We start from the raw sequence: 18,931 nt of genomic DNA, 5'->3' as shown, positions 1-18,931 counted from the left end.
GATTAATCTGTATAATGAGTATTTCGAATTTATTCAAAAAGCAGTTGAAATGAATGAGGAAATTCTAGTCAATATTGATAAATTAATTTTGGAAATTTCTAGGCTTGATGAAATCGGAATTGATGAAATTGAAAATATGGAATGTATGAAAGAAATTGATTCTTTAATTCAACAAACAAAACATTATAGACAATGAATGAAAGGATGAAAAAAATGAAAAAAAGTAAATTTTTTTTCGCATCTATTATCGTTATCGTTATTGTTTTTCTTCTTGTCTATATCGGAGTAAATTTAACGTCAGATAAAAAAGTAGTAAAAATTACAGATAAAAATAAAAGTCAGCAATTAGAAAAAATGATATCTAACATAGATATTTCCAAGGTAAAGCCAATTAAAGGGCAGATTGACTTAAATACAGCTGATGTAGCAAGTGAACTTCCTGATATTTCAAAATTTCCTGTATCAGTTGAAAATACAACTGAAAACTATGTTGAAATATTTTCGTCAACAGAAAAATCAAGTGATGGGAAAAATGGTTGGTTAAATGAAGTTGCAAGTAAATTTAATAATGCAAAATTCAATTTAAATGGTCATCAAGTATCTGTAAAAATTCGAAACATAGCATCTGGAACGGCAACGGATTTTATTAAATCAAGTAAATACGTCCCAGATGCATTTACACCTTCAAATGAACTTTGGGGTCAAATGATTACAGCAAGTGGCGTTAAAACAGAAACAATTTCGAGCCGATTAGTCGGCAATGTACCTGGTATTGTCATTTCAAAGGCAAAATATGATGAATTGATGAAAAAATACGGAAAAGTCGATACGAAAACTGTTATTGATGCTATGACGAAAAATGAATTATCTATGGGTTATACGGATCCATTTACTAGTTCAACAGGTTTGAATTTTTTAGTTACTGCATTAAATTCCTTTGATTCAAAAGATGTTTTAAGTGAAACTGCTGTAAAAGGTTTTGAAAGTTTCCAAGCAAATGTACCTTTCATTGCTTCAACAACACTTCAAATGAGTGATGCTGCGGAATCGGGTGTTTTAGATGCATTTGTATTAGAGTATCAATCATATGTTAATTTACCTGATTTAAAAAATAGATACGAGTTTATCCCGTTTGGGGTACGTCATGACAGCCCTCTTTATGCATTAGGGGATTTACCGAAAGATAAAATTGATATATTGAATAAATTTGCAGAATTTACAGGTCAAAGTAATCTTCAAGAACTGGCAAAAAAAGATGGGTTTAACGGATTGAATAACTATACATCAGAGCTAAAAGCGATCGATGGTAATACATTAACAGCTGCACAGAAACTTTGGAAAGGAAAGAAAAATACTTCAAACCCAATTGCAGCCGTATTTGTAGCAGATGTTTCAGGTAGTATGGATGGAAAGCCATTAAATGAGTTAAAAGAATCATTACTAAAAGGTCAAAAGTATTTAGGAAGGGATAATAGTATTGGTTTAATCTCATATTCTGCGGATGTAACAATCAATCTACCGATTGCAAAATACGATGCGAATCAACAATCAAAATTCGTTGGAGCAGTATCTAGCCTTGATGCAGGTGGAGATACTGCAACAAATGACGCAATACTCGTAGCAATTAATATGCTCAAAGAAGAAATGAAAAAGAATCCAAATGTAAGGCCACTCATATTTGTATTAACAGATGGTGAGACGAATCATGGTCATTCATTGAAAAATGTAAAAGGAATTATTAAAGCTTATAAAATTCCAATTTATACAATAGGATATAACGCTAATATTAAAGCTCTTGAAAGTATTTCAAATATCAATGAAGCTGCAAATATTAATGCCGACTCAGATGACGTAATCTATAAAATTCGAAATCTCTTTAATGTTCAACTCTAATTGGTAGGAGGACTTTAGATGTCATTTTCGATGCAAGTTGTAAATGAAGAAGAAATCAAGGCAGTAATAGAAGAGCAAGTTAAGCCAGTGCCTGAGGAATTAGTTAAATTAAAAGAAGCAGCAGAAGCAAATGTTGCGATGATTATGGAATTAAATACCGTTTCAAAGGAAACATTTGATCAACGTAAGGAGATCCTACAAAAGGTAGAAGCATTCGGGCTACAAACGATGAAATCCTCTGCGAATAAAAATTCGCTACTCAAGGTTTCTCTCGGTCAACTAGCTAAAAGTGGTGATGAGGGTGGGCAAGTTGCAAAAGGATTAGCGGATTTACAGCTTCAATTAAAAGATTTAGACCCAGGAGCAATTGATTTCGCAAAAACTGGTTTTCTAGGAAAGTTATTTAATCCAATCCGATCATATTTTCAAAGATTTGAAAAAGCAGATATCGCAATTGCTGATATTGTGAAATCACTTGATAAAGGGAAAAAAGTACTTGAAAATGACAACACAACATTAGAGCATGAACAGCTTTCGCTTCGAATGCTTTCAAAAACATTAGAAAAAGAAATTCAACTTGGAACATTAATGGATGAGTCAATTGAAAATCAAATTGAAAAAGCAAAAGTCGAGGGAGAAGAGCAGGAGAAAATAAAATTCATTACTGAAGAAGTTCTCTATCCACTACGACAAAGAGTAATGGATTTACAGCAAATGTTAGTAGTTAATCATCAAGGAGATATGTCATATGAGGTGGTTATTCGAAACAACAGGGAGCTAATACGTGGTGTTGAACGTGCTAAAACAGTGACCATTTCCGCATTAAACACAGCAGTAACAGTTGCTAGTGCATTATATAATCAAAAAATTGTATTGCAAAAAATAACTGCTTTAAATCGAACTACAAATACAATCATTGAAGGAACATCCAGATTATTAAAAGAACAAGGAGTTGCTATACAAAAACAAGCGATGGAATCGGCTGTTTCTGTTGAGACGCTTAAAACTTCTTTTACAAACGTTATATCTGCGTTTGAATCGATTAGTACATTTAAACAAGAGGCATTACCAAAAATGCGTCAAACAATCTTGGAATTTCAAGAATTAGCTGAAGTCGGATCTCAACAAATTCAACGGCTTGAAAAAGGGGACCGACTTGGCTTATAAAAATGCTGGAAAAAGACATGTAAAATGAAGCAAGTAGCTCCATTTAATAGCCGTGGACCAGCTTGGCTGACATTTGACATAAAGCCTGAAATAACCGCACCTGGTGTCAATGTTTATTCTACAATTCCTTTTTATATGGATGGTGGAAACGGTAATTATGACTACTCATATGACCGATATTCCGGAATCTCAATGGCTTCACCTCATGTTGCCGGCGTAGTTGAGTTACTAAAAGCAGCCCATCCGAACTTAAGTCAATTAGATATCAAATCGATTTTAATAAACACGGCAGAAAATGATATTCCTGCAAATGTTGAAAATGTGGAAGTAGAAGTAAAAGTTCCAGGTCATTTATCTACTAAATTACTAATTAATGAAATAAATGATTTGATTAATTCTAAATATGCAGGTAGTTTTATTAAGCTTCCAAATACTATGCTTACTCCTGGAGATATAAATGGAGATGATGTGATTGATGTATTGGATGCAGTAGAAATCAAAAAATATTTGGGAACAGAAAACCGTTCAACTGATATTAATTTTGATGGTACTGTAAATAAACAAGATATGTGGAGTGTTTATTTATATTATTTAGCTATAAATGATACTATTTTAAACGCACCTCAACCAAAAGAAACCTATAATGGAGAGACATTGCAAGATAATATGAATGAACTGGGAATTAAATTTTAAGTAGTATTGCAAAAAACTAAGATTACTTTGATCTTAGTTTTTTGCTTTATAATTTCAACTTTGTTATTTCGCTCTCATACGTTTAATGTCTTCTTTTGGTGGGAAACCAAATAAACGAGAGTATTCTCTACTAAATTGGGATGGACTTTCATACCCAACTCGGAAAGCAATTTCTGCTGCATCAGAAGATTCAGACATTAATAATAGTCGTGCTTCCTGTAATCTTAAATGTTTCTGAAATTGAAGGGGACTCATCGCAGTCACCTCCTTAAAGTGTCTATGAAGTGAAGAAACACTCATATTTGCTATATCAGCAAGCTCTTCAATACGTAAAGACTTGTAAAAATTCATTTTTATTTGTTCAATTACTTCACTTATACGATTTGTCGTGCTACCTTCTATTGCAATTTGTTGCAATATTCCCCCGTGCTGTCCTCGTAAAACTCGGTATAGAATTTCTTTTTTAAAGATCGGAGCTAGAATTGGGATATCTTCAGGTGAATCTAATAATCGGACTAGTCTAATCACTGCATCTAAAAGTGATACCTCTAATTGACTTACAAAGATCGCTCTTTTCGCATTTTCCTTTGAATTTGTAGAAATTTTAGTTTCAGTTAAAATTTCTACAATCTGATTTGGACTAAATTCAAGTCTAAAAGCCAGATACGGAGAGTTTGGTGTAGATTCAATAACTTGTCCTGTAACTGGTAAATCAACAGAAGCGACTAAATAATTTCCAGGACCATATTTATAACTTTCATTTGCTAGTAATAATTCCTTTACACCTGAAACTACAATACAAAGTGAAGGTTTATATACTCTGTATTTAGGTTCAGTAATGTTTGATTCTCGGATGAAAAATAATGAGTCAATTACTGTCTCGTTAACTCCTTCATGGCTCGTATAGCGCTCAATTAGTTCGGTTAATTCATTTTGTTTCGAATAATTTATTTCAGACATAAAGTCCTCCTTGGTTTCTTATATTAAAAAGTCACATGAATTTTCTTTGGATATGTAAATGTAAGAGGATTAGGCAATCATTTGAGAGGAATAAGTTAACGTTCGATTGTTATTTTAATGCATAATTAAGTATAACAAACATATCTTCAAAACTATAATATTATCATTTGACAAGATCCTAATCTCTTACGATTCAAATTAAATACATATTTAAGGAGAGATTCTTATGAAGCTTATCGCTTTAGACTTGGACGGAACTACTTTAAGTTCTAAAAGAATATAAGCAAAGAAAATTTAAGTTCAATCAAAAAGGCTCAACAGCAAGGGCATATCGTTATGATTTTATCCGGTCGTTCACCAAGTTCTATTAATGATGAAATGACAAAATACGAATTAAATTGTCCGATTGGAGGTCACAATGGTTCCGCATTATATGTAGATGGAAAATTAATTGAACTAAATTCTTTAAGAAGAAATCAAATACAAAAGCTTGCGTTAGAAGTTGAAAAAGAAGCCTTACCTTACAATATTTCTACCAAAAAGGGCATTTTTGCACCTCGGAATTGGAATGAACGTTTCGAACAAGTTATTTCGTCGGGGCGAGTTCCTGAAGAATACTTCGAAAATAAACACTTCAAAATGTTTACTACACCTCCAACTGTATATGGGCATTCTCTATTTAATAATGTTCAAGAAGTTATTAATAATGATGATTTTAGTATTCTAAAGTTTCTTATTTTAGCGCTAGATCCAAAGCAAAAAGAGAGGCTTCAAAAGAGTTTAAGACTAATAGATGGGACTTTTCTAACTAGCTCATCACCATTTAATCTAGAGGTCACACATCAACATGGAAATAAGGGGTATGGGTTAAAAGCAATGGCTACATATTTTAAAATTCCTTTAGAAAATACAATTGCAATTGGAGATGAGAAAAATGATATTCCAATGTTTAATATAGCAGGCTTATCAATAGCTATGGGAAACGCAGAAGAAGAGGTTAAGCTCTCTAGTGATCTGGTTACATTAAGCAATGATGAAAATGGAGTAGCTTATGCTTTTGAAAAATATATTTTTAAAGAGTCAAATGTACTATAATGATATAGGAATCTAAATACAACTAAATCATTAATATTTTCCTTGGTTAAATTGGTGACGTAATTTAATTTTCCCAGGGATGTTTTTGTTTGCTATTTTAATCAGTCGATTAAAATAATGAAAGGTTAGGGGGCTTTATATTGGTTAGACGGATAAAAGATCTATTTGCAATTAAGGGGTATAGTTTATTTGTCATATGTTTGTTGTTTGTAGGGATCGGACTTTCTATTACAACTCCTTACTTATCGCTGTATTGTACAAAATACCTTGGCATGAGTACAGGAGCATTTGGAATCTTTATGGCAGTGATTTCATTAAGTGGAGTCTTAGTTAATTCAATTATTGCTGAACGTTCTGATCGAGGGTTAGACAGAAAATGGATTATTTTGTTTGCGATGATTTCATCAGCAATTGGTTATGCTTCCTATTTAATATTTCATAACTACTTTATATTATTGGTTTTTGTAGGAGTGTTTAATGGATTAGGTGCAGCTTCGATGCCTCAAATTTTTGCATCTGCACAGGAATCCGCTAATGCTAGCCAATCAAAAGATAGGACATTAGCATTATCAACTTTACGATCACTAGTGTCTTTAGGCTTTTTAATTGGACCTTTAATTGGTACTTTAATTTTAAGCGCTAAGGGCTATGACGGACTTTTTCTTGGAACATCTAGCATTTATGTAATGATTGCATTTCTAGTATTCTTCTTTTTAGAAAAAAGAAAGCAATCCGAAAATAATGTGAAGAAGAAAAATAAGACAGTTGTCTCTAGGGCAAAACGGAAACAGTTAAGATTACCATTTATTGCTTTTATTCTATTATTTGCAGTTAGTTCAATTAATTGGATTAACACACCACTTTTTATTGTAAATGAACTACATGGTACGAATAGGGATGTCGGATTTGTCGTCAGTTTATGTGCAGGTTTGGAAATTCCAATCATGCTGCTATTGGGGGTTCTTTCAAAAAAAATCTCTAATCATATGTTGATGATCTACGGCTGCTTTATTGGTTTAGCCTATTATATAATCTTAAGTGTATCAACACACACATGGGAGTTAATCATCGCACAACTATTACAGGCAACATATATCGCAATTGTGATGGGGAATGGTATAAGCTACTTCAACGACCTACTTCCTAATTCACCAGGTTTTTCTGCGTCAATTTATGCAAATTGCTCAACAATCGGAAGCTTAGTTGGTAATTTAGGTGGAGGTATGTTTGCACAACTTGCAGGTTTTCGAAACGTTTATTTCCTTTGTCTATTTTTTGTAGTTTGCTCACTTTTTATCTTATGGAGATCAAAAAACAATGTGGAAATGGAAATATCGACAAGTCACAGTCAGTCGGTATAGTGCAACGAGCTACTTAGTAGCTCGTTTTTTCATATTGAAATAAAACCAAGTCAAGTTTGAAAAATGAATTGAAGATAAACCTGACCGATACACCCGATCGTAAAATAATATAGTGTGTTCATGAGTAATTAAAACAAGCGAAATCTAAAAAAGTGTTACTCATAAAGTGTTCATGAGTAAGTAAAACAATACTTAATGAATGTAAGATAAAGCAATCTAAACATTTAAAGACTTACTCTAAGTATACATTTAATCAATAATAATCATTTCTAAAGAAAGAAACTCTATTTGAAATAAGGCAGATATTTTTATTTTTTTTAGTGGATTTGATTATTGAAACATTTATTGTTAATATTGATATATTAAAATGTGTGTAACTCACACAAGGAGGAAACATTAATGGAACATGGTAAAGTAAAATGGTTTAATGCAGAAAAAGGATTTGGATTTATCGAGCGTGAAAATGGTGATGATGTATTCGTTCACTTCTCAGCAATTCAATCTGAAGGTTTCAAATCATTGGATGAAGGTCAAGCAGTTACTTTTGAAGTAGAACAAGGTCAACGCGGAGCTCAAGCAACTAATGTTAAAAAAGCATAATTAACTAAAAGAAATCAGATTCTATCAAGTAGAATCTGTTTTTTTTTTATATCTTATAAAATAAAAACCCTTATTCAAAGTTGAATAAGGGTAAAATTGAACGTGGATCTCGGTAAAGAGAATGGTTTAAAGTATTATAGTCCAAATAAAACTAATATACAAATGTCTTCAAATAATAGAAAAATCATTTATACCTATTTATATTTCAATCCGTTCAACGACGAAAAAGCATCCAAATTAATTGGATGCATATTTTAGAATTCCACTTAAAAAGAGTGAATCTTCTTGCTGTGTGCACTCTTTTAGTTTGATTAATCCATCTTGCTCTAATTCCTTAGCCAGTTTTTTTATCAAATCGGTATCATTTTCTAAGGAATTTTTTATATTGATTAAAAAGAAATTTCCTCTTGTAGCAAGTCTCAAGCTCTTTAATAGATTCTCTTTACTCATTTTCCAAACTCCCTTCTAATTTAAGATAATTCGACACAATGGAGGTCTTCTCCTGTATATTCAGATTAAATACCAATTTTTTGCAAATACTTTTTCATTTTAGTGCAATATTTTGGTAAATAGCACGAAGATGCTATATTACTTATATATTCCAAATTTAATAAAAAAAAGTTTACATTGTGTGGGGAAGAAAAATGAATGATTCTGTGAATATTTTAGTTGTTGAAGATGATGAGGATATTAATCGATTACTATGTGATATTATCGTTAAAAATGGCTTTATTCCAAAGGCTGCATATTCAGGCACTGAAGCTCTAATCCATTTAGAGATTCAAAATTGGGATTTGGTTTTACTAGATTTGATGCTACCAGGATTATCTGGTGAAGAATTGTTAAACAAGATTACCGAGGAAACTAACATCCCGGTAATGATCATATCAGCAAAACTTGAAATGAAAACAAAAATAGACATTTTAAGAAGCGGAGCAGATGACTACATTACGAAGCCATTTGATATTGAAGAGGTTTCTGCTCGTATTGAGTCATGTCTAAGAAGATATCGACGCATAGCTAAAATAGGCGTAAATAACCAAATACGGCACAAGGATCTTTTGATCGATATGGATTCAAAAAAAGTGTCAGTTAACGAAATTGAGTTAAAACTAACAGCAATTGAATACGAAATATTATGTTTACTATTATCATCACCTAATAAAGTCTTCACAAAAGCTAATTTATTTGAAAGTGTTTGGCATGAAGAGTTTTATGGAGACGATAACACGATAAATGTACATATGAGTAATATTAGAAGTAAACTGACGAAAGCAAATCCGACTGAAGAATATATAGAAACAATTTGGGGTATGGGTTACCGACTAAAAACTTAAGGTTTTCTTAAGATTTAACTTAAGACATTCTTATGTTTTCCTTCTTATAGTTAAAAGTGTTCACAATTAAAAATTGGTTCCAAATGGTCATTTAGATAATAAAGCATTTGGACAAGCGATAAAAATTTGTGTTAGGAGGAAAACTTATGAATGAATTTATACTTAAAACAAATCAATTATCTAAGAAGTATCAAAATAAATTGGCCCTTAATAAGGTAAATTTATCGATAAAAAAAGGAGCTATTTACGGTTTTATTGGGCAGAATGGTGCAGGGAAATCAACATTAATACGATTAATTACGGGATTAGGGTATCCGACAACTGGTTCCTTTGAATTGTTTGGAGAAAACAGTGAACGAGGGTTGATTGAAGCAAGAAAAAGAGTTGGGACAATTATTGAAGGTCCTGCTTTATACCCTCATTTGACGGCAGCTGAGAACTTAGAAGCACATAGGCTTTTAAAAGGAATTCCTGGGAAAGAATGTATCAAAAAAACACTTAAGCTAGTTGGGTTAGAAGATACAGGTAAAAAGAAGGTCAAAAATTTCTCTTTAGGGATGAAGCAGCGACTTGGGCTTGCAATTGCATTATTGGGAGATCCCGAATTTTTAATATTAGATGAACCAATTAATGGCCTCGATCCTATGGGTGTTGTAGAAATACGAGAGTTACTAAAGAAACTTAATAAAGAGTATGGTATAACGATTTTAATTTCGAGTCATATTTTAAGTGAACTTCATTTATTAGCAACGCATTACGGAATTATTCATGAAGGTGTGTTACTAGAAGAATTATCACTTAAGGAACTAGATGAAAAATGTAAACACTTTTTGCATATTAAAGTTGATAATCCAAACAAAGCTGCTACTGTAATTGAACGATTTTTTAATACGCAGAATTTTGAAGTATTGCCTGACGGTTCGATTAAATTATTTGAATATGTTGATAGAGCAAGAGAAGTATCAAAATCTCTAACAAGTGAAGGGTTAATTATTGAGGAATTTATGCCTATGGGTGAAGATTTGGAAGCATATTTTACAACTCGAATCGGAGGTGTAAATCGTGGGTAATTTATTAAAATCGGAACTATATAAATTGAAAAAAGATCGTTCATTTCGAACTTTAGTTTTAATATTAATTCTTTTTTCTGTTTTATATCCATTTACGACTAAAGTAAGTTCAGCGGCCAAACTTACTTTAGATGAATATTATATCTATAACATTTTAAGTATTAACAATGATATTATTAAGCTTTTACCATGTATATTTGCTGGCTTCTTTATAACAAGTGAATACTCGACCGGAACTATGAAAAGTATTGCTTCTTCAGGAAATAGTAGATTACGAATTTACTTTTCAAAGTTAACGATGTTTTCAATTGGTTCAATCATCATCTTATTAATCCTTCCTGTCTTTATGACGACAACTGCAGGAGTTTATTTCGATTTTAATGGTACAACTGATTGGGTGTATATCCTTAAGACATTTGGTCTAATAGCAATCTATGGAGCTGCGTTTGCTTCAGTTATGACGATTGTTGCGACTGTTTTTACTGACAACGGAAAAACAATAGGATTTCTACTAATGTTTTTTGCTTTAATTAATTCCCTTTTAGATTTTATAGCTTCAAAATTAACTTTTCTTAAAACAATCATAAATAATTCAGTATTTATTCTATATCCAGGCATATATAAATTCAATGAACTCGATGATAGCGAATTGTTTACACTTATAATTGTTCCAATTTTGACATTTATTGTATTAGGTGTATTAGGAAGTTTAATATTTAGAAAAAAAGAAATTAAGTAAGAGATAAGGCGGGTGAGTTTTATAAACTATGTAACTATAATCGTTAGTTTACTTTTATTGTTTTTTCTCACCCGGTATTTTCTATTAAAAAAAGAAATTAAAAGAACTCACCGACAGATACATGAGCTAAACAAACATGCAATGGATAAGAAAATAGATTTGAAGTATTTTGATAAGGATATTGAAAATCTTGCCGTGGAAATAAATAAACAAGTTGATTTAACAAGGAAGTCAAAAGCAGAAAAGCGCTTAAGTGAAAATGAATTAAAACAGGCGATTTCATATATTTCGCATGATATCCGAACACCTATGACCTCAATTTTAGGATATATTCAATTTTTAGAGTCCGAAGAAATAACGACAGAAATGAGAAAAGAATATACGAATATCATAAAAAATAGTGCCCAAAGATTGAAGGTACTACTTGAAGACTTTTTTGAACTCTCAATTATAGATCAAATTGATTATCCAATGAAGCTTGAAAAAATAAAATTGAATCAATTGATACTAGAAGTTCTTTTAGGATTTTATGAGGAATTCAATAAACGGAACCTAGAACCTACGATTGAGATTCCTAATACAGAAATCATGATAATGGCTGATTCATCTGCAGTTAAACGAGTAATTGAAAATTTAATCATAAATGCGATTAAACATTCATGTGGAAATATAAATATCTGTCTTGAAAAATCAAAAGCATCAACTCAATTGACGATTAGTAATTCTGTTAATGAGTTAGGTGAATCAGATTTACAACGAATGTTTGATCGTTTTTATAAAGCGGATCAAACGAGAACTGGGAAAGGTACAGGTCTTGGTTTACCAATTGCTAAAAGTTTAATGGAAAAGATGAATGGTAATATTAGTGCTGAATATAAAGAGAATAAATTATTTATGAAATGTGAATGGTTTAAAGTGTAGTCTTTAAAGGTAAGTTTATTAAAGGTTAAGTTCCTTAGTGAGTGGGACTTAATCTTTTTTTATTATTAAATTGTGAACTTATTATTTAATACTTAAATATGTCCTTCTATTTATCCTACGCTAAAATAATATTGCTATCTTTCACAAAATTACAGGCCGACAAAGATATAACGATTTATTTTTTTTGTAAAATGATATAAAAAGGATATCTTTAGTAAAGAATCGAATACTTTAAACGGGACTTTATGCTTATGGAAAAAACAATAAATTTGAAAAGGATGGTCTAATTTGACTCTTAATTTAACACAAATGAATAAACAAGATTTTCAAAGATTTCTAGATTTAGCAACTGTGAATTTTGCGAAGGATAAAGTGAAAAATGGGAGCTGGAAAGAGGAGACAGCTTTAGATCAATCTAAAGCGGCTTTTCAATCATTATTGCCTGAAGGAGAAAAAACTGAAACTAATTATTTGAAAAATATAGTTTTGAATGAGCAAGTCATTGGCTATATTTGGTACTCAATTAATGTAAAACAAGAGCCAAACTATGCGTATTTATATGAGATTCTCATTTATCCGGAGCATAGAGGGCATGGTTACGGTAAAGAAGCGATGAGTGTATGTATTAAAGAAATTAATGAATTAGGAATAGAAGACGTATTGCTACACGTTTTTGGTCATAATCAAGGTGCATTAAAACTTTACCAACAACTCGGTTTTGAAATTACAGACTATAACTTAAAGGTTAGATCAGCACGATTTAAATAACATAAGAGAAATATATTTCTAATCTCAACTATTAATAAAAAAAAGGAGCTGTTACTCATACAGCTCCTTTCTTCATGCAATGCAAAATAAGAACGTTTAAGATTCCATGTGATGATCGAGGTATTGTGATAATACTTTTAATCCTGTATCTAGCTCATCTAAGGAATGTGTAGAAGAAAGAGCAATACGTACATACTTTTCAGATGAATCATGCCCACTTAGAAAACGATCAGAATGAAATACACGTATTCCTAGCTTATTTAAATTCGCTTCAAAACATATTCCATTACTATGTCCATGTATTGGAAGCCAACGATAAAAACAAAGTGGATGGCCACTCTTATTTAAAGGGAAATAGGATGAATAAAGATCGTTTACTGTTTCAGCGAGCTGTTTTTTTTGATGAACGATCTCATGTGCTTTTCCAGATAAGATCAGTTCAGTGATCACCTCAACATCAAGTGAAGATGTCTTAACATTAATATTAAAAATACCATGCGAAATTTTCTCTCGTAGTGCCTCTCCAAAAACCATATAAGCAACCCTCAACCCAGAACATATAGACTTTGATGTACCACAAATATATACGCTTTGTTCTGGAACTAGGTTATACATAGGTTGTTGATAATCAGCTATTATTCCAGCAGTTAAGAATGCATGAATATCATCTTCAATTAATATTAACCGATACTTTCGTATGATCGAAGCTAATTCATGTTTTCGAATATCAGAAATCATTACTGTGGTTGGGTTAGAACATGAAGGCATTAGGAATATTCCATGTATATTTAACTGGCTACATTGCTTTTCAAGTTCATCTGGCATCATGCCATACTGATCTCCAGGAATTGGAATTAATTGAATATGAAGCATCTTTGCTAACTCGATAAAATTTGAAAATGTATAAAAATCGGTTGCAATTCGATTGCCTGGCTCAAATAAACTTGCCAAAGCAAGCGTCAGTGCATTTTGGGTACCTGATACGATTGCTACATTTTCTTGAGTAGCTTTTATACCAAAAGCTTCCATCCAGTTAAGTGCCGCTGCCTTCTGGTGTGGGATACCGGTCGGATCATTGTAATTTAATAATTGATCTAAATAGTTTTTATTGACTACTTTCTGGATAGCTTCTGTCACAATACTGTTGGTTTGTTCAAAAGATGCTACAAATCCAAGGTCAATATAGTTTGCTGTTTTATCTGTTGAAATCGTGATCGAACGGGCTGCATTTGGGGCCACAAATGTTCCGCTTCCTGTAATAGCGTAAATTAAACCTTTTACCTCACATATTTTATATGCTCGGGTAATCGTTGTAAAATTTATGTCAAGATAATCCGCTAATTCTCGTTGCGGTGGTAGCTTTGTACCAGGTGCCAAAAAGCCATTTATAATATCTTGTTCAAGAAGGAGTGCAATAGAATGATAGTAAGGCCGTTTTAATGACTGTTTATCGGGTTTCCAAGACATTGGATAATTTTCAAATGAATTTACTGGCATAAAATTTTCCACCCTTATATATTAATTCCATACAATTATATCATTTTTGTATGGAATTCTAAAAATATCAAATCCTGAGAATCTGAGTAGAAAATGTGTAAACAAGCACTAAAACGCACTTTATTTAATTTTTAGAAAATTGTAATCCATACAATTTATTCGTTTTTTGTATGGATTTAATATGGTAAATTTAAATAAATTTAACAAAACAGGAAGTGAATTTATGAAAAACGAAAACAAAATATGGATCGCGTTTCGTGCAGCCTTTCCACACACAATACCTATATTTGCAGGATTTTTATTTTTAGGTATCGCTTATGGCGTCTTTATGAATTCACTTGGATTCAGTGCAATTTATCCGATTTTGATGGGGTTAACCATTTTTGCAGGATCGATGGAGTTTATAGCCGCAAACCTATTACTTATTAGCTTTAATCCAATTAACGCCCTACTACTAACCTTAATGGTCAATGCAAGACATTTGTTTTATGGAATTTCGATGTTAGATAAATATAAAGGTACAGGTAAGAAAAAGTATTATTTAATATTTGGACTATGTGATGAGAGTTTCTCAATTAATTACAATGTAGATATACCAGAAAATGTAGATAAGAGTTGGTTTATGTTTTTTGTTACTTTTCTTAATCATTTGTATTGGGTAATAGGTGCATCTATTGGTGGGATTTTTGGTTCTCTTGTGAAATTTAATACGAAGGGTCTAGACTTTGTAATGACTGCTCTTTTTATTGTCATTTTCATAGAACAATGGATGAAGGAGACAAAACATTTAAGTGCAATAGTAGGAGTTGGACTATCAGCGATTTGTTTACTGATATTTGGTGGAAACAACTTCATTATACCGGCGATGCTTACAATACTGGTAACACTAAGTGTACTTAGAAGAAAACCAAGTGAGAAAGTAGAGGTTTCGGTATGACGATGAACTTAACACAGCAAATTATGACAATAGCAATGGTCGTTTTAGGAACAGTGCTGACAAGATTTCTGCCATTCATTATTTTTCCAGCAGGAAAACCTACACCTAAATATGTACAGTATTTAGGTAAAGTCCTACCACCAGCAGTAATTGGGTTACTGGTCGTTTATTGTTTTAAAAATGTAAATATACTTTCAGGAAATCATGGTGTTCCAGAGTTTATTGCCGTATTAGTAGTTGTATTTCTTCACGTTTGGAAAAAGATGATGCTTCTATCGATTGCTGGAGGAACGATCGTTTACATGATTTTAGTGCAATTAGTTTTTTAATTCTTTAGGGGTGAACGAATGAAAAATTATCGATGGAGTAATGAGCAAATTAGAAATCAGGTAAATGTCCTTGATGAGAAGATCAAGCCTCATATTATATTAAAAAATGCAACGTATTTAAATACTTATTTGAACAAGTGGTTACAAGCGAATATTTGGATTTATGAAGACCGTATTGTATATGTTGGAAAAAATCTTCCGGAAAATTTAAATGAAATTGAAGTCATTAATGTTGAAGGTGAATTTTTAGTTCCTGGGTATATTGAACCGCATTCTCATCCATATCAGTTATATAATCCATTAACATTAGCGAAGCATGCTGCACAATTCGGAACAACAACTTTAATTAACGATAACTTAAAATTTTTCTTGGAATTACCTGCTAAAGATGCATTTGTTTTACTAAATCAATTTAAAAACATACCAACAAGCATGTATTGGTGGTGCAGGTTTGACGGGCAGACTGAATTCCAAAATAATGATGAACTATTTAATAATGAAGAAATTATGACTTGGCTTAATAATGAATTGGTTTTACAAGGTGGAGAATTAACAGCATGGCCCAAGCTGTTAAATGGGGACAATAAAATGCTAACCTGGGTCCAAGAAACCAAGAGATTAAATAAGAAAGTAGAAGGACATTTCCCTGGTGCATCAGAACGTACATTAGCAAAACTAATGTTATTAGGTGCAGATTGTGACCATGAAGCAATGACAGGAGAAGAAGCAGTAATGCGTTTAATGCAGGGCTATACTGTATCACTAAGACACTCGTCAATTCGACCTGATTTAGAAGTTCTTTTAAAAGAAATTAGGGAATTAGGGATCCAAAAGTTTGATCGATTTTTCTTCACTACCGATGGTTCGCATCCTTATTTTTATGAAAATGGAATGACTGACGAACTAATAAAAATAGCAATCCGACATGAAGTACCTATAATTGATGCATATAACATGGCAAGCTACAATGTAGCTCGTTATTATAATATGGAGCATTTACACGGTTCAATTGCTACAGGGAGAATTGCTAATATTAATGTATTAGAAAGTAAAGAAAACCCAACACCTATAAGTGTTTTAGCAAATGGTAAATGGGTTAAAAAAGACACGGAAGTGTTTGATCATTATTTGCCGATTGACTGGGAAAAACATCAATTCTCTAAATTAGATTTAAATTGGTCTCTACATAAAGAAGATTTATGTCTTACAAACTCAAATGGTATTAATTTAGTAAACAATGTGATTACAAAACCTTATGAAAGCAAAATAGAATTAGATTCTGATGAGTTATCCTTCGAACATGACGAATGCTTCCTTTTAATGGTTGCAAGAAACGGCACTTGGAGATTAAATACGGTAGTGAAAGGATTTGCTCATCATATTGGAGGGTTTGCAAGTTCTTATTCAGGTACAGGGGATATTTTAATTTTAGGTAAAAGAAAATCAGATATGTTGAAAGCATTTGAACGAATGAAAGAAATCGGTGGTGGAATGGTATTAATTGAAGAAAATGAAGTTCTTCACGAAGTATCACTACCATTAAGAGGAAGCATGTCTGAATTAGAATTGGAAAAATTAATAATTGTTGAGAAAAAAATGATAAAATTACTAAAAGAAAGAGGATATCAATACGACGATCCTGCTTTCACATTATTATTCTTTTCTGCAACCCATTTACCTTTTATTCGCTTAACTCCTAGTGGTTTATATGACGTGAAAAACAATAAGATTTTAGTTTCTCCAATAAAAAGGGAAATTCCTCAGAAAATAATTTAAGGAAAATATAAAAATCGGAGAACTAATTGTTAATGTTTAACAACTAAAAAAAAACGATAGGCTTTCGTTTTAGGTATGAATCTGGAAATTTATCAGATTCATGCCTTTTTATTTATATGAGATTGAATAACTAACCTACTTAAAGCTAAGCACAACCGATTAAATTAAATTTCTTTACACTTATTATTTAATTAAACTCACAATTATGAAAAATAACAAATAAGAGTATACTAATCGAGATAATTTTTTGATTAGAGGATGATAAGTGATATTTCTTAAATAGTTCTAAGTTTTTAGCGAAGGGATGAAATGATTAGTGGATCGTTCAAATGGAAGAAACGAAAAAAATAAGAAAAATAATATCCATAATTTCACAATAAATCCTGATGGAAATATTAATGAAAACTTAGAAGTCATAGAATCAATTTTTCCTACGTCTGACCTTGTAAAAAAAATCCTAATGATTGATGGAAAGCCTGCACTTTTAATTTATTTATCTGGTTTAGTAAATGAACAAAAAATTGATTCATTTATTAATAATATTAATTCGCAAAAGGAAGATCTCGAGATATTCATAAATAATAATACGGAAAGTACAATTCGAATTGGTAAAATCGAAAAATCTGTATTAGAAGGTAAGAGTATTTTATTTTTAGATGGGGTCTCATCTGCTTTTATTTATTCTACGGAGAATCCACCTCATAGGCCATTCATGCCACCAAATATTGATAATTCGCTGAAAGGGTCAAGAATTTCTTTTGTTGAAACATACCAAGCTAACATTGCCTTGCTCCGCAGATTTATTCAAAATAAAGAATTTAGAACAAAACAAACTGAAATTGGAGATGAGAATAAAAGCATCGTGTCAATTACTTTTTTAGAAGGTGTAGTTGACGAGAAGCTTTTATTATCTGTAGAAAATAGACTTACAGAAATAAAAGTAGATTCAGTTCTAAATGCTAATCAATTAGCACAATTAATGGAGAGAAATCAATTCTCACCATTTCCACAAATATTAACGACTGAAAGACCAGATGAAGCTGCTTCAGCTATATTAAAAGGAAAAGTCGTTCTAATTTTAGATCGTTCATCTGAAGTCATTATTTTACCTTCGGAGTTCATATCTTTTTTTACAAGTATTGATGATTATTCTTCTAGAACTTTAGTAGCTTCCTTTAATCGGCTACTTAGAATTGTTGCATTCCTTATAACACTCTATTTACCAGGAATATATATTGCAATCGTTTCATTCAACTATGAAGTTGTACCATTAAAATTACTTTTTTCAATTGGTGAATCACGTGCACAGGTGCCTTTTGACCCTTTATTTGAAGCAATTATTATGGAAATTACTTTAGAAATGCTAAGAGAAGCTGGTATTAGATTACCTGCACCAATTAGTACAACAGTAGGAGTTGTAGGAGGAATTGTAATTGGTCAAGCTGCAGTTCAAGCAGGAATTGTAAGTAATATTATGGTTATAGTAGTTGCATTGACTGCTATTTCATCTTTTATCATCCCTAAATATGAAATGGCATCAAGTTTACGTATTTTAAGATTTCCTATAATGGTGATGGCATCATTCTTTGGCATATTCGGACTTGTTATAAGCACGATGATCTTAATCGTACACGGATTATCATTAAAGAGCTTCAATTCCTCGTATTCTTCACCATTATCACCAATTATTTTTAATCAATTAAAGGATACTTTTATTCGAATGCCATTAAACTATCTTTGGAAAAAGTCAAAATAAATCCATAAAAAAGGATAAGAGAATATTGGATG

The 18,931-nt window shown here is 31.7% G+C and carries 18 protein-coding genes and 1 pseudogene; 16 read left to right on the top strand and 3 right to left on the bottom strand.

Annotation, left to right across the window (positions count from 1 at the left end):
- The 4 genes and pseudogenes from ACFCYN_RS22205 to ACFCYN_RS22190 form a co-directional block, all read left to right on the top strand.
- Positions 1–196: pseudogene (locus tag ACFCYN_RS22205) on the top strand (hypothetical protein); the annotation flags it as partial.
- 17 nt (positions 197–213) lie between these two features.
- Positions 214–1,893 carry a vWA domain-containing protein gene (locus ACFCYN_RS22200; protein WP_216854118.1) on the top strand — a complete coding sequence of 560 codons (1,680 nt, stop codon included), beginning with the start codon at positions 214–216 and terminating at the stop codon, positions 1,891–1,893.
- An 18-nt stretch (positions 1,894–1,911) separates the two neighbouring features.
- Positions 1,912–3,060 (top strand): toxic anion resistance protein, encoded by a 1,149-nt coding sequence (locus tag ACFCYN_RS22195; RefSeq protein ID WP_172444550.1) that lies wholly within the window; start codon positions 1,912–1,914, stop codon positions 3,058–3,060.
- 24 nt (positions 3,061–3,084) lie between these two features.
- Positions 3,085–3,753 carry a S8 family serine peptidase gene (locus ACFCYN_RS22190; protein WP_375951828.1) on the top strand — a complete coding sequence of 223 codons (669 nt, stop codon included), beginning with the start codon at positions 3,085–3,087 and terminating at the stop codon, positions 3,751–3,753.
- Between the two features lie 63 nt (positions 3,754–3,816).
- Here ACFCYN_RS22190 and ACFCYN_RS22185 read toward each other — a convergent pair whose 3' ends face one another.
- Positions 3,817–4,713, bottom strand: coding sequence for an AraC family transcriptional regulator (locus ACFCYN_RS22185; RefSeq protein WP_375951826.1), 897 nt, complete (start codon positions 4,711–4,713; stop codon positions 3,817–3,819).
- A 279-nt stretch (positions 4,714–4,992) separates the two neighbouring features.
- On the opposite strand from ACFCYN_RS22185, the gene ACFCYN_RS22180 reads away from it, so the two are divergent.
- The 3 genes from ACFCYN_RS22180 to ACFCYN_RS22170 all read left to right on the top strand — a co-directional run bounded on the left by ACFCYN_RS22180 (position 4,993) and on the right by ACFCYN_RS22170 (position 7,769).
- Complete coding sequence (locus ACFCYN_RS22180) at positions 4,993–5,808, top strand: Cof-type HAD-IIB family hydrolase (RefSeq protein WP_375951829.1); 816 nt, start codon at positions 4,993–4,995, stop codon at positions 5,806–5,808.
- 140 nt (positions 5,809–5,948) lie between these two features.
- Positions 5,949–7,169: a sugar efflux transporter gene (locus ACFCYN_RS22175; protein ID WP_375951824.1), complete on the top strand. Its 1,221-nt coding sequence runs from the start codon at positions 5,949–5,951 to the stop codon at positions 7,167–7,169.
- A gap of 399 nt (positions 7,170–7,568) precedes the next feature.
- Positions 7,569–7,769: a cold-shock protein gene (locus ACFCYN_RS22170; RefSeq protein WP_088044491.1), complete on the top strand. Its 201-nt coding sequence runs from the start codon at positions 7,569–7,571 to the stop codon at positions 7,767–7,769.
- Between the two features lie 237 nt (positions 7,770–8,006).
- Here ACFCYN_RS22170 and ACFCYN_RS22165 read toward each other — a convergent pair whose 3' ends face one another.
- Positions 8,007–8,219, bottom strand: a complete 213-nt coding sequence (locus ACFCYN_RS22165; RefSeq protein WP_098118288.1) for a hypothetical protein — start codon at positions 8,217–8,219, stop codon at positions 8,007–8,009.
- A 194-nt stretch (positions 8,220–8,413) separates the two neighbouring features.
- On the opposite strand from ACFCYN_RS22165, the gene ACFCYN_RS22160 reads away from it, so the two are divergent.
- The 5 genes from ACFCYN_RS22160 (at position 8,414) to ACFCYN_RS22140 (ending at position 12,604) form a co-directional block, all read left to right on the top strand.
- Positions 8,414–9,106 carry a response regulator transcription factor gene (locus ACFCYN_RS22160; protein ID WP_172444554.1) on the top strand — a complete coding sequence of 231 codons (693 nt, stop codon included), beginning with the start codon at positions 8,414–8,416 and terminating at the stop codon, positions 9,104–9,106.
- A gap of 146 nt (positions 9,107–9,252) precedes the next feature.
- Positions 9,253–10,176 (top strand): ATP-binding cassette domain-containing protein, encoded by a 924-nt coding sequence (locus ACFCYN_RS22155; RefSeq protein ID WP_172444555.1) that lies wholly within the window; start codon positions 9,253–9,255, stop codon positions 10,174–10,176.
- Entirely contained in the window at positions 10,169–10,915 is a 747-nt protein-coding gene (locus ACFCYN_RS22150) for an ABC transporter permease (protein ID WP_375951822.1), read from the top strand. Before ACFCYN_RS22155 ends, ACFCYN_RS22150 begins: the two co-directional genes overlap by 8 nt.
- A 141-nt stretch (positions 10,916–11,056) precedes the next feature.
- Positions 11,057–11,836: a sensor histidine kinase gene (locus ACFCYN_RS22145; protein WP_375951821.1), complete on the top strand. Its 780-nt coding sequence runs from the start codon at positions 11,057–11,059 to the stop codon at positions 11,834–11,836.
- 288 nt (positions 11,837–12,124) lie between these two features.
- The gene (locus ACFCYN_RS22140; protein WP_375951819.1) at positions 12,125–12,604 is read left to right on the top strand and encodes a GNAT family N-acetyltransferase; all 480 of its coding nucleotides are present in this window, start codon (positions 12,125–12,127) and stop codon (positions 12,602–12,604) included.
- 96 nt (positions 12,605–12,700) lie between these two features.
- Here ACFCYN_RS22140 and ACFCYN_RS22135 read toward each other — a convergent pair whose 3' ends face one another.
- Positions 12,701–14,101 (bottom strand): aminotransferase-like domain-containing protein, encoded by a 1,401-nt coding sequence (locus ACFCYN_RS22135; protein WP_375951817.1) that lies wholly within the window; start codon positions 14,099–14,101, stop codon positions 12,701–12,703.
- Between the two features lie 223 nt (positions 14,102–14,324).
- Here ACFCYN_RS22135 and azlC point away from each other — a divergent pair, with 223 nt between their 5' ends.
- From azlC to ACFCYN_RS22115, 4 genes are all read left to right on the top strand, one after another.
- Positions 14,325–15,038, top strand: coding sequence for an azaleucine resistance protein AzlC (azlC, locus tag ACFCYN_RS22130; RefSeq protein ID WP_172444559.1), 714 nt, complete (start codon positions 14,325–14,327; stop codon positions 15,036–15,038).
- A complete protein-coding gene (locus ACFCYN_RS22125; RefSeq protein ID WP_172444560.1) occupies positions 15,035–15,367 on the top strand; it encodes a branched-chain amino acid transporter permease in 333 nt (110 codons plus the stop codon). Before azlC ends, ACFCYN_RS22125 begins: the two co-directional genes overlap by 4 nt.
- A gap of 18 nt (positions 15,368–15,385) precedes the next feature.
- Positions 15,386–17,143, top strand: coding sequence for an adenine deaminase C-terminal domain-containing protein (locus tag ACFCYN_RS22120; RefSeq protein WP_375951816.1), 1,758 nt, complete (start codon positions 15,386–15,388; stop codon positions 17,141–17,143).
- Between the two features lie 316 nt (positions 17,144–17,459).
- Positions 17,460–18,899, top strand: coding sequence for a spore germination protein (locus tag ACFCYN_RS22115; protein ID WP_375951814.1), 1,440 nt, complete (start codon positions 17,460–17,462; stop codon positions 18,897–18,899).
- Positions 18,900–18,931: the final 32 nt, after the last annotated feature.

It is taken from the genome of Gottfriedia sp. NPDC056225 (genome assembly GCF_042267765.1).
In the GTDB taxonomy this organism is placed as follows: Bacteria; Bacillota; Bacilli; order Bacillales; family Bacillaceae_G; genus Gottfriedia.
Note: the sequence above shows the minus strand (reverse complement) of the source record. Positions and strands in the feature narration are given on the sequence as shown.

What these genes read in the sequence shown, in the direction of transcription:
- ACFCYN_RS22200 (WP_216854118.1), top strand. Translation starts at nt 214, where the DNA reads ATGAAAAAAAGTAAATTTTTTTTCGCATCTATTATCGTTATCGTTATT.
- ACFCYN_RS22160 (WP_172444554.1), top strand. Translation starts at nt 8,414, where the DNA reads ATGAATGATTCTGTGAATATTTTAGTTGTTGAAGATGATGAGGATATT.
- azlC (WP_172444559.1), top strand. Translation starts at nt 14,325, where the DNA reads ATGAAAAACGAAAACAAAATATGGATCGCGTTTCGTGCAGCCTTTCCA.
- ACFCYN_RS22125 (WP_172444560.1), top strand. Translation starts at nt 15,035, where the DNA reads ATGACGATGAACTTAACACAGCAAATTATGACAATAGCAATGGTCGTT.
- ACFCYN_RS22165 (WP_098118288.1), bottom strand. Translation starts at nt 8,219, where the DNA reads ATGAGTAAAGAGAATCTATTAAAGAGCTTGAGACTTGCTACAAGAGGA.
- ACFCYN_RS22170 (WP_088044491.1), top strand. Translation starts at nt 7,569, where the DNA reads ATGGAACATGGTAAAGTAAAATGGTTTAATGCAGAAAAAGGATTTGGA.
- ACFCYN_RS22120 (WP_375951816.1), top strand. Translation starts at nt 15,386, where the DNA reads ATGAAAAATTATCGATGGAGTAATGAGCAAATTAGAAATCAGGTAAAT.
- ACFCYN_RS22190 (WP_375951828.1), top strand. Translation starts at nt 3,085, where the DNA reads ATGAAGCAAGTAGCTCCATTTAATAGCCGTGGACCAGCTTGGCTGACA.
- ACFCYN_RS22135 (WP_375951817.1), bottom strand. Translation starts at nt 14,101, where the DNA reads ATGCCAGTAAATTCATTTGAAAATTATCCAATGTCTTGGAAACCCGAT.
- ACFCYN_RS22185 (WP_375951826.1), bottom strand. Translation starts at nt 4,713, where the DNA reads ATGTCTGAAATAAATTATTCGAAACAAAATGAATTAACCGAACTAATT.
- ACFCYN_RS22195 (WP_172444550.1), top strand. Translation starts at nt 1,912, where the DNA reads ATGTCATTTTCGATGCAAGTTGTAAATGAAGAAGAAATCAAGGCAGTA.
- ACFCYN_RS22155 (WP_172444555.1), top strand. Translation starts at nt 9,253, where the DNA reads ATGAATGAATTTATACTTAAAACAAATCAATTATCTAAGAAGTATCAA.
- ACFCYN_RS22145 (WP_375951821.1), top strand. Translation starts at nt 11,057, where the DNA reads ATGGATAAGAAAATAGATTTGAAGTATTTTGATAAGGATATTGAAAAT.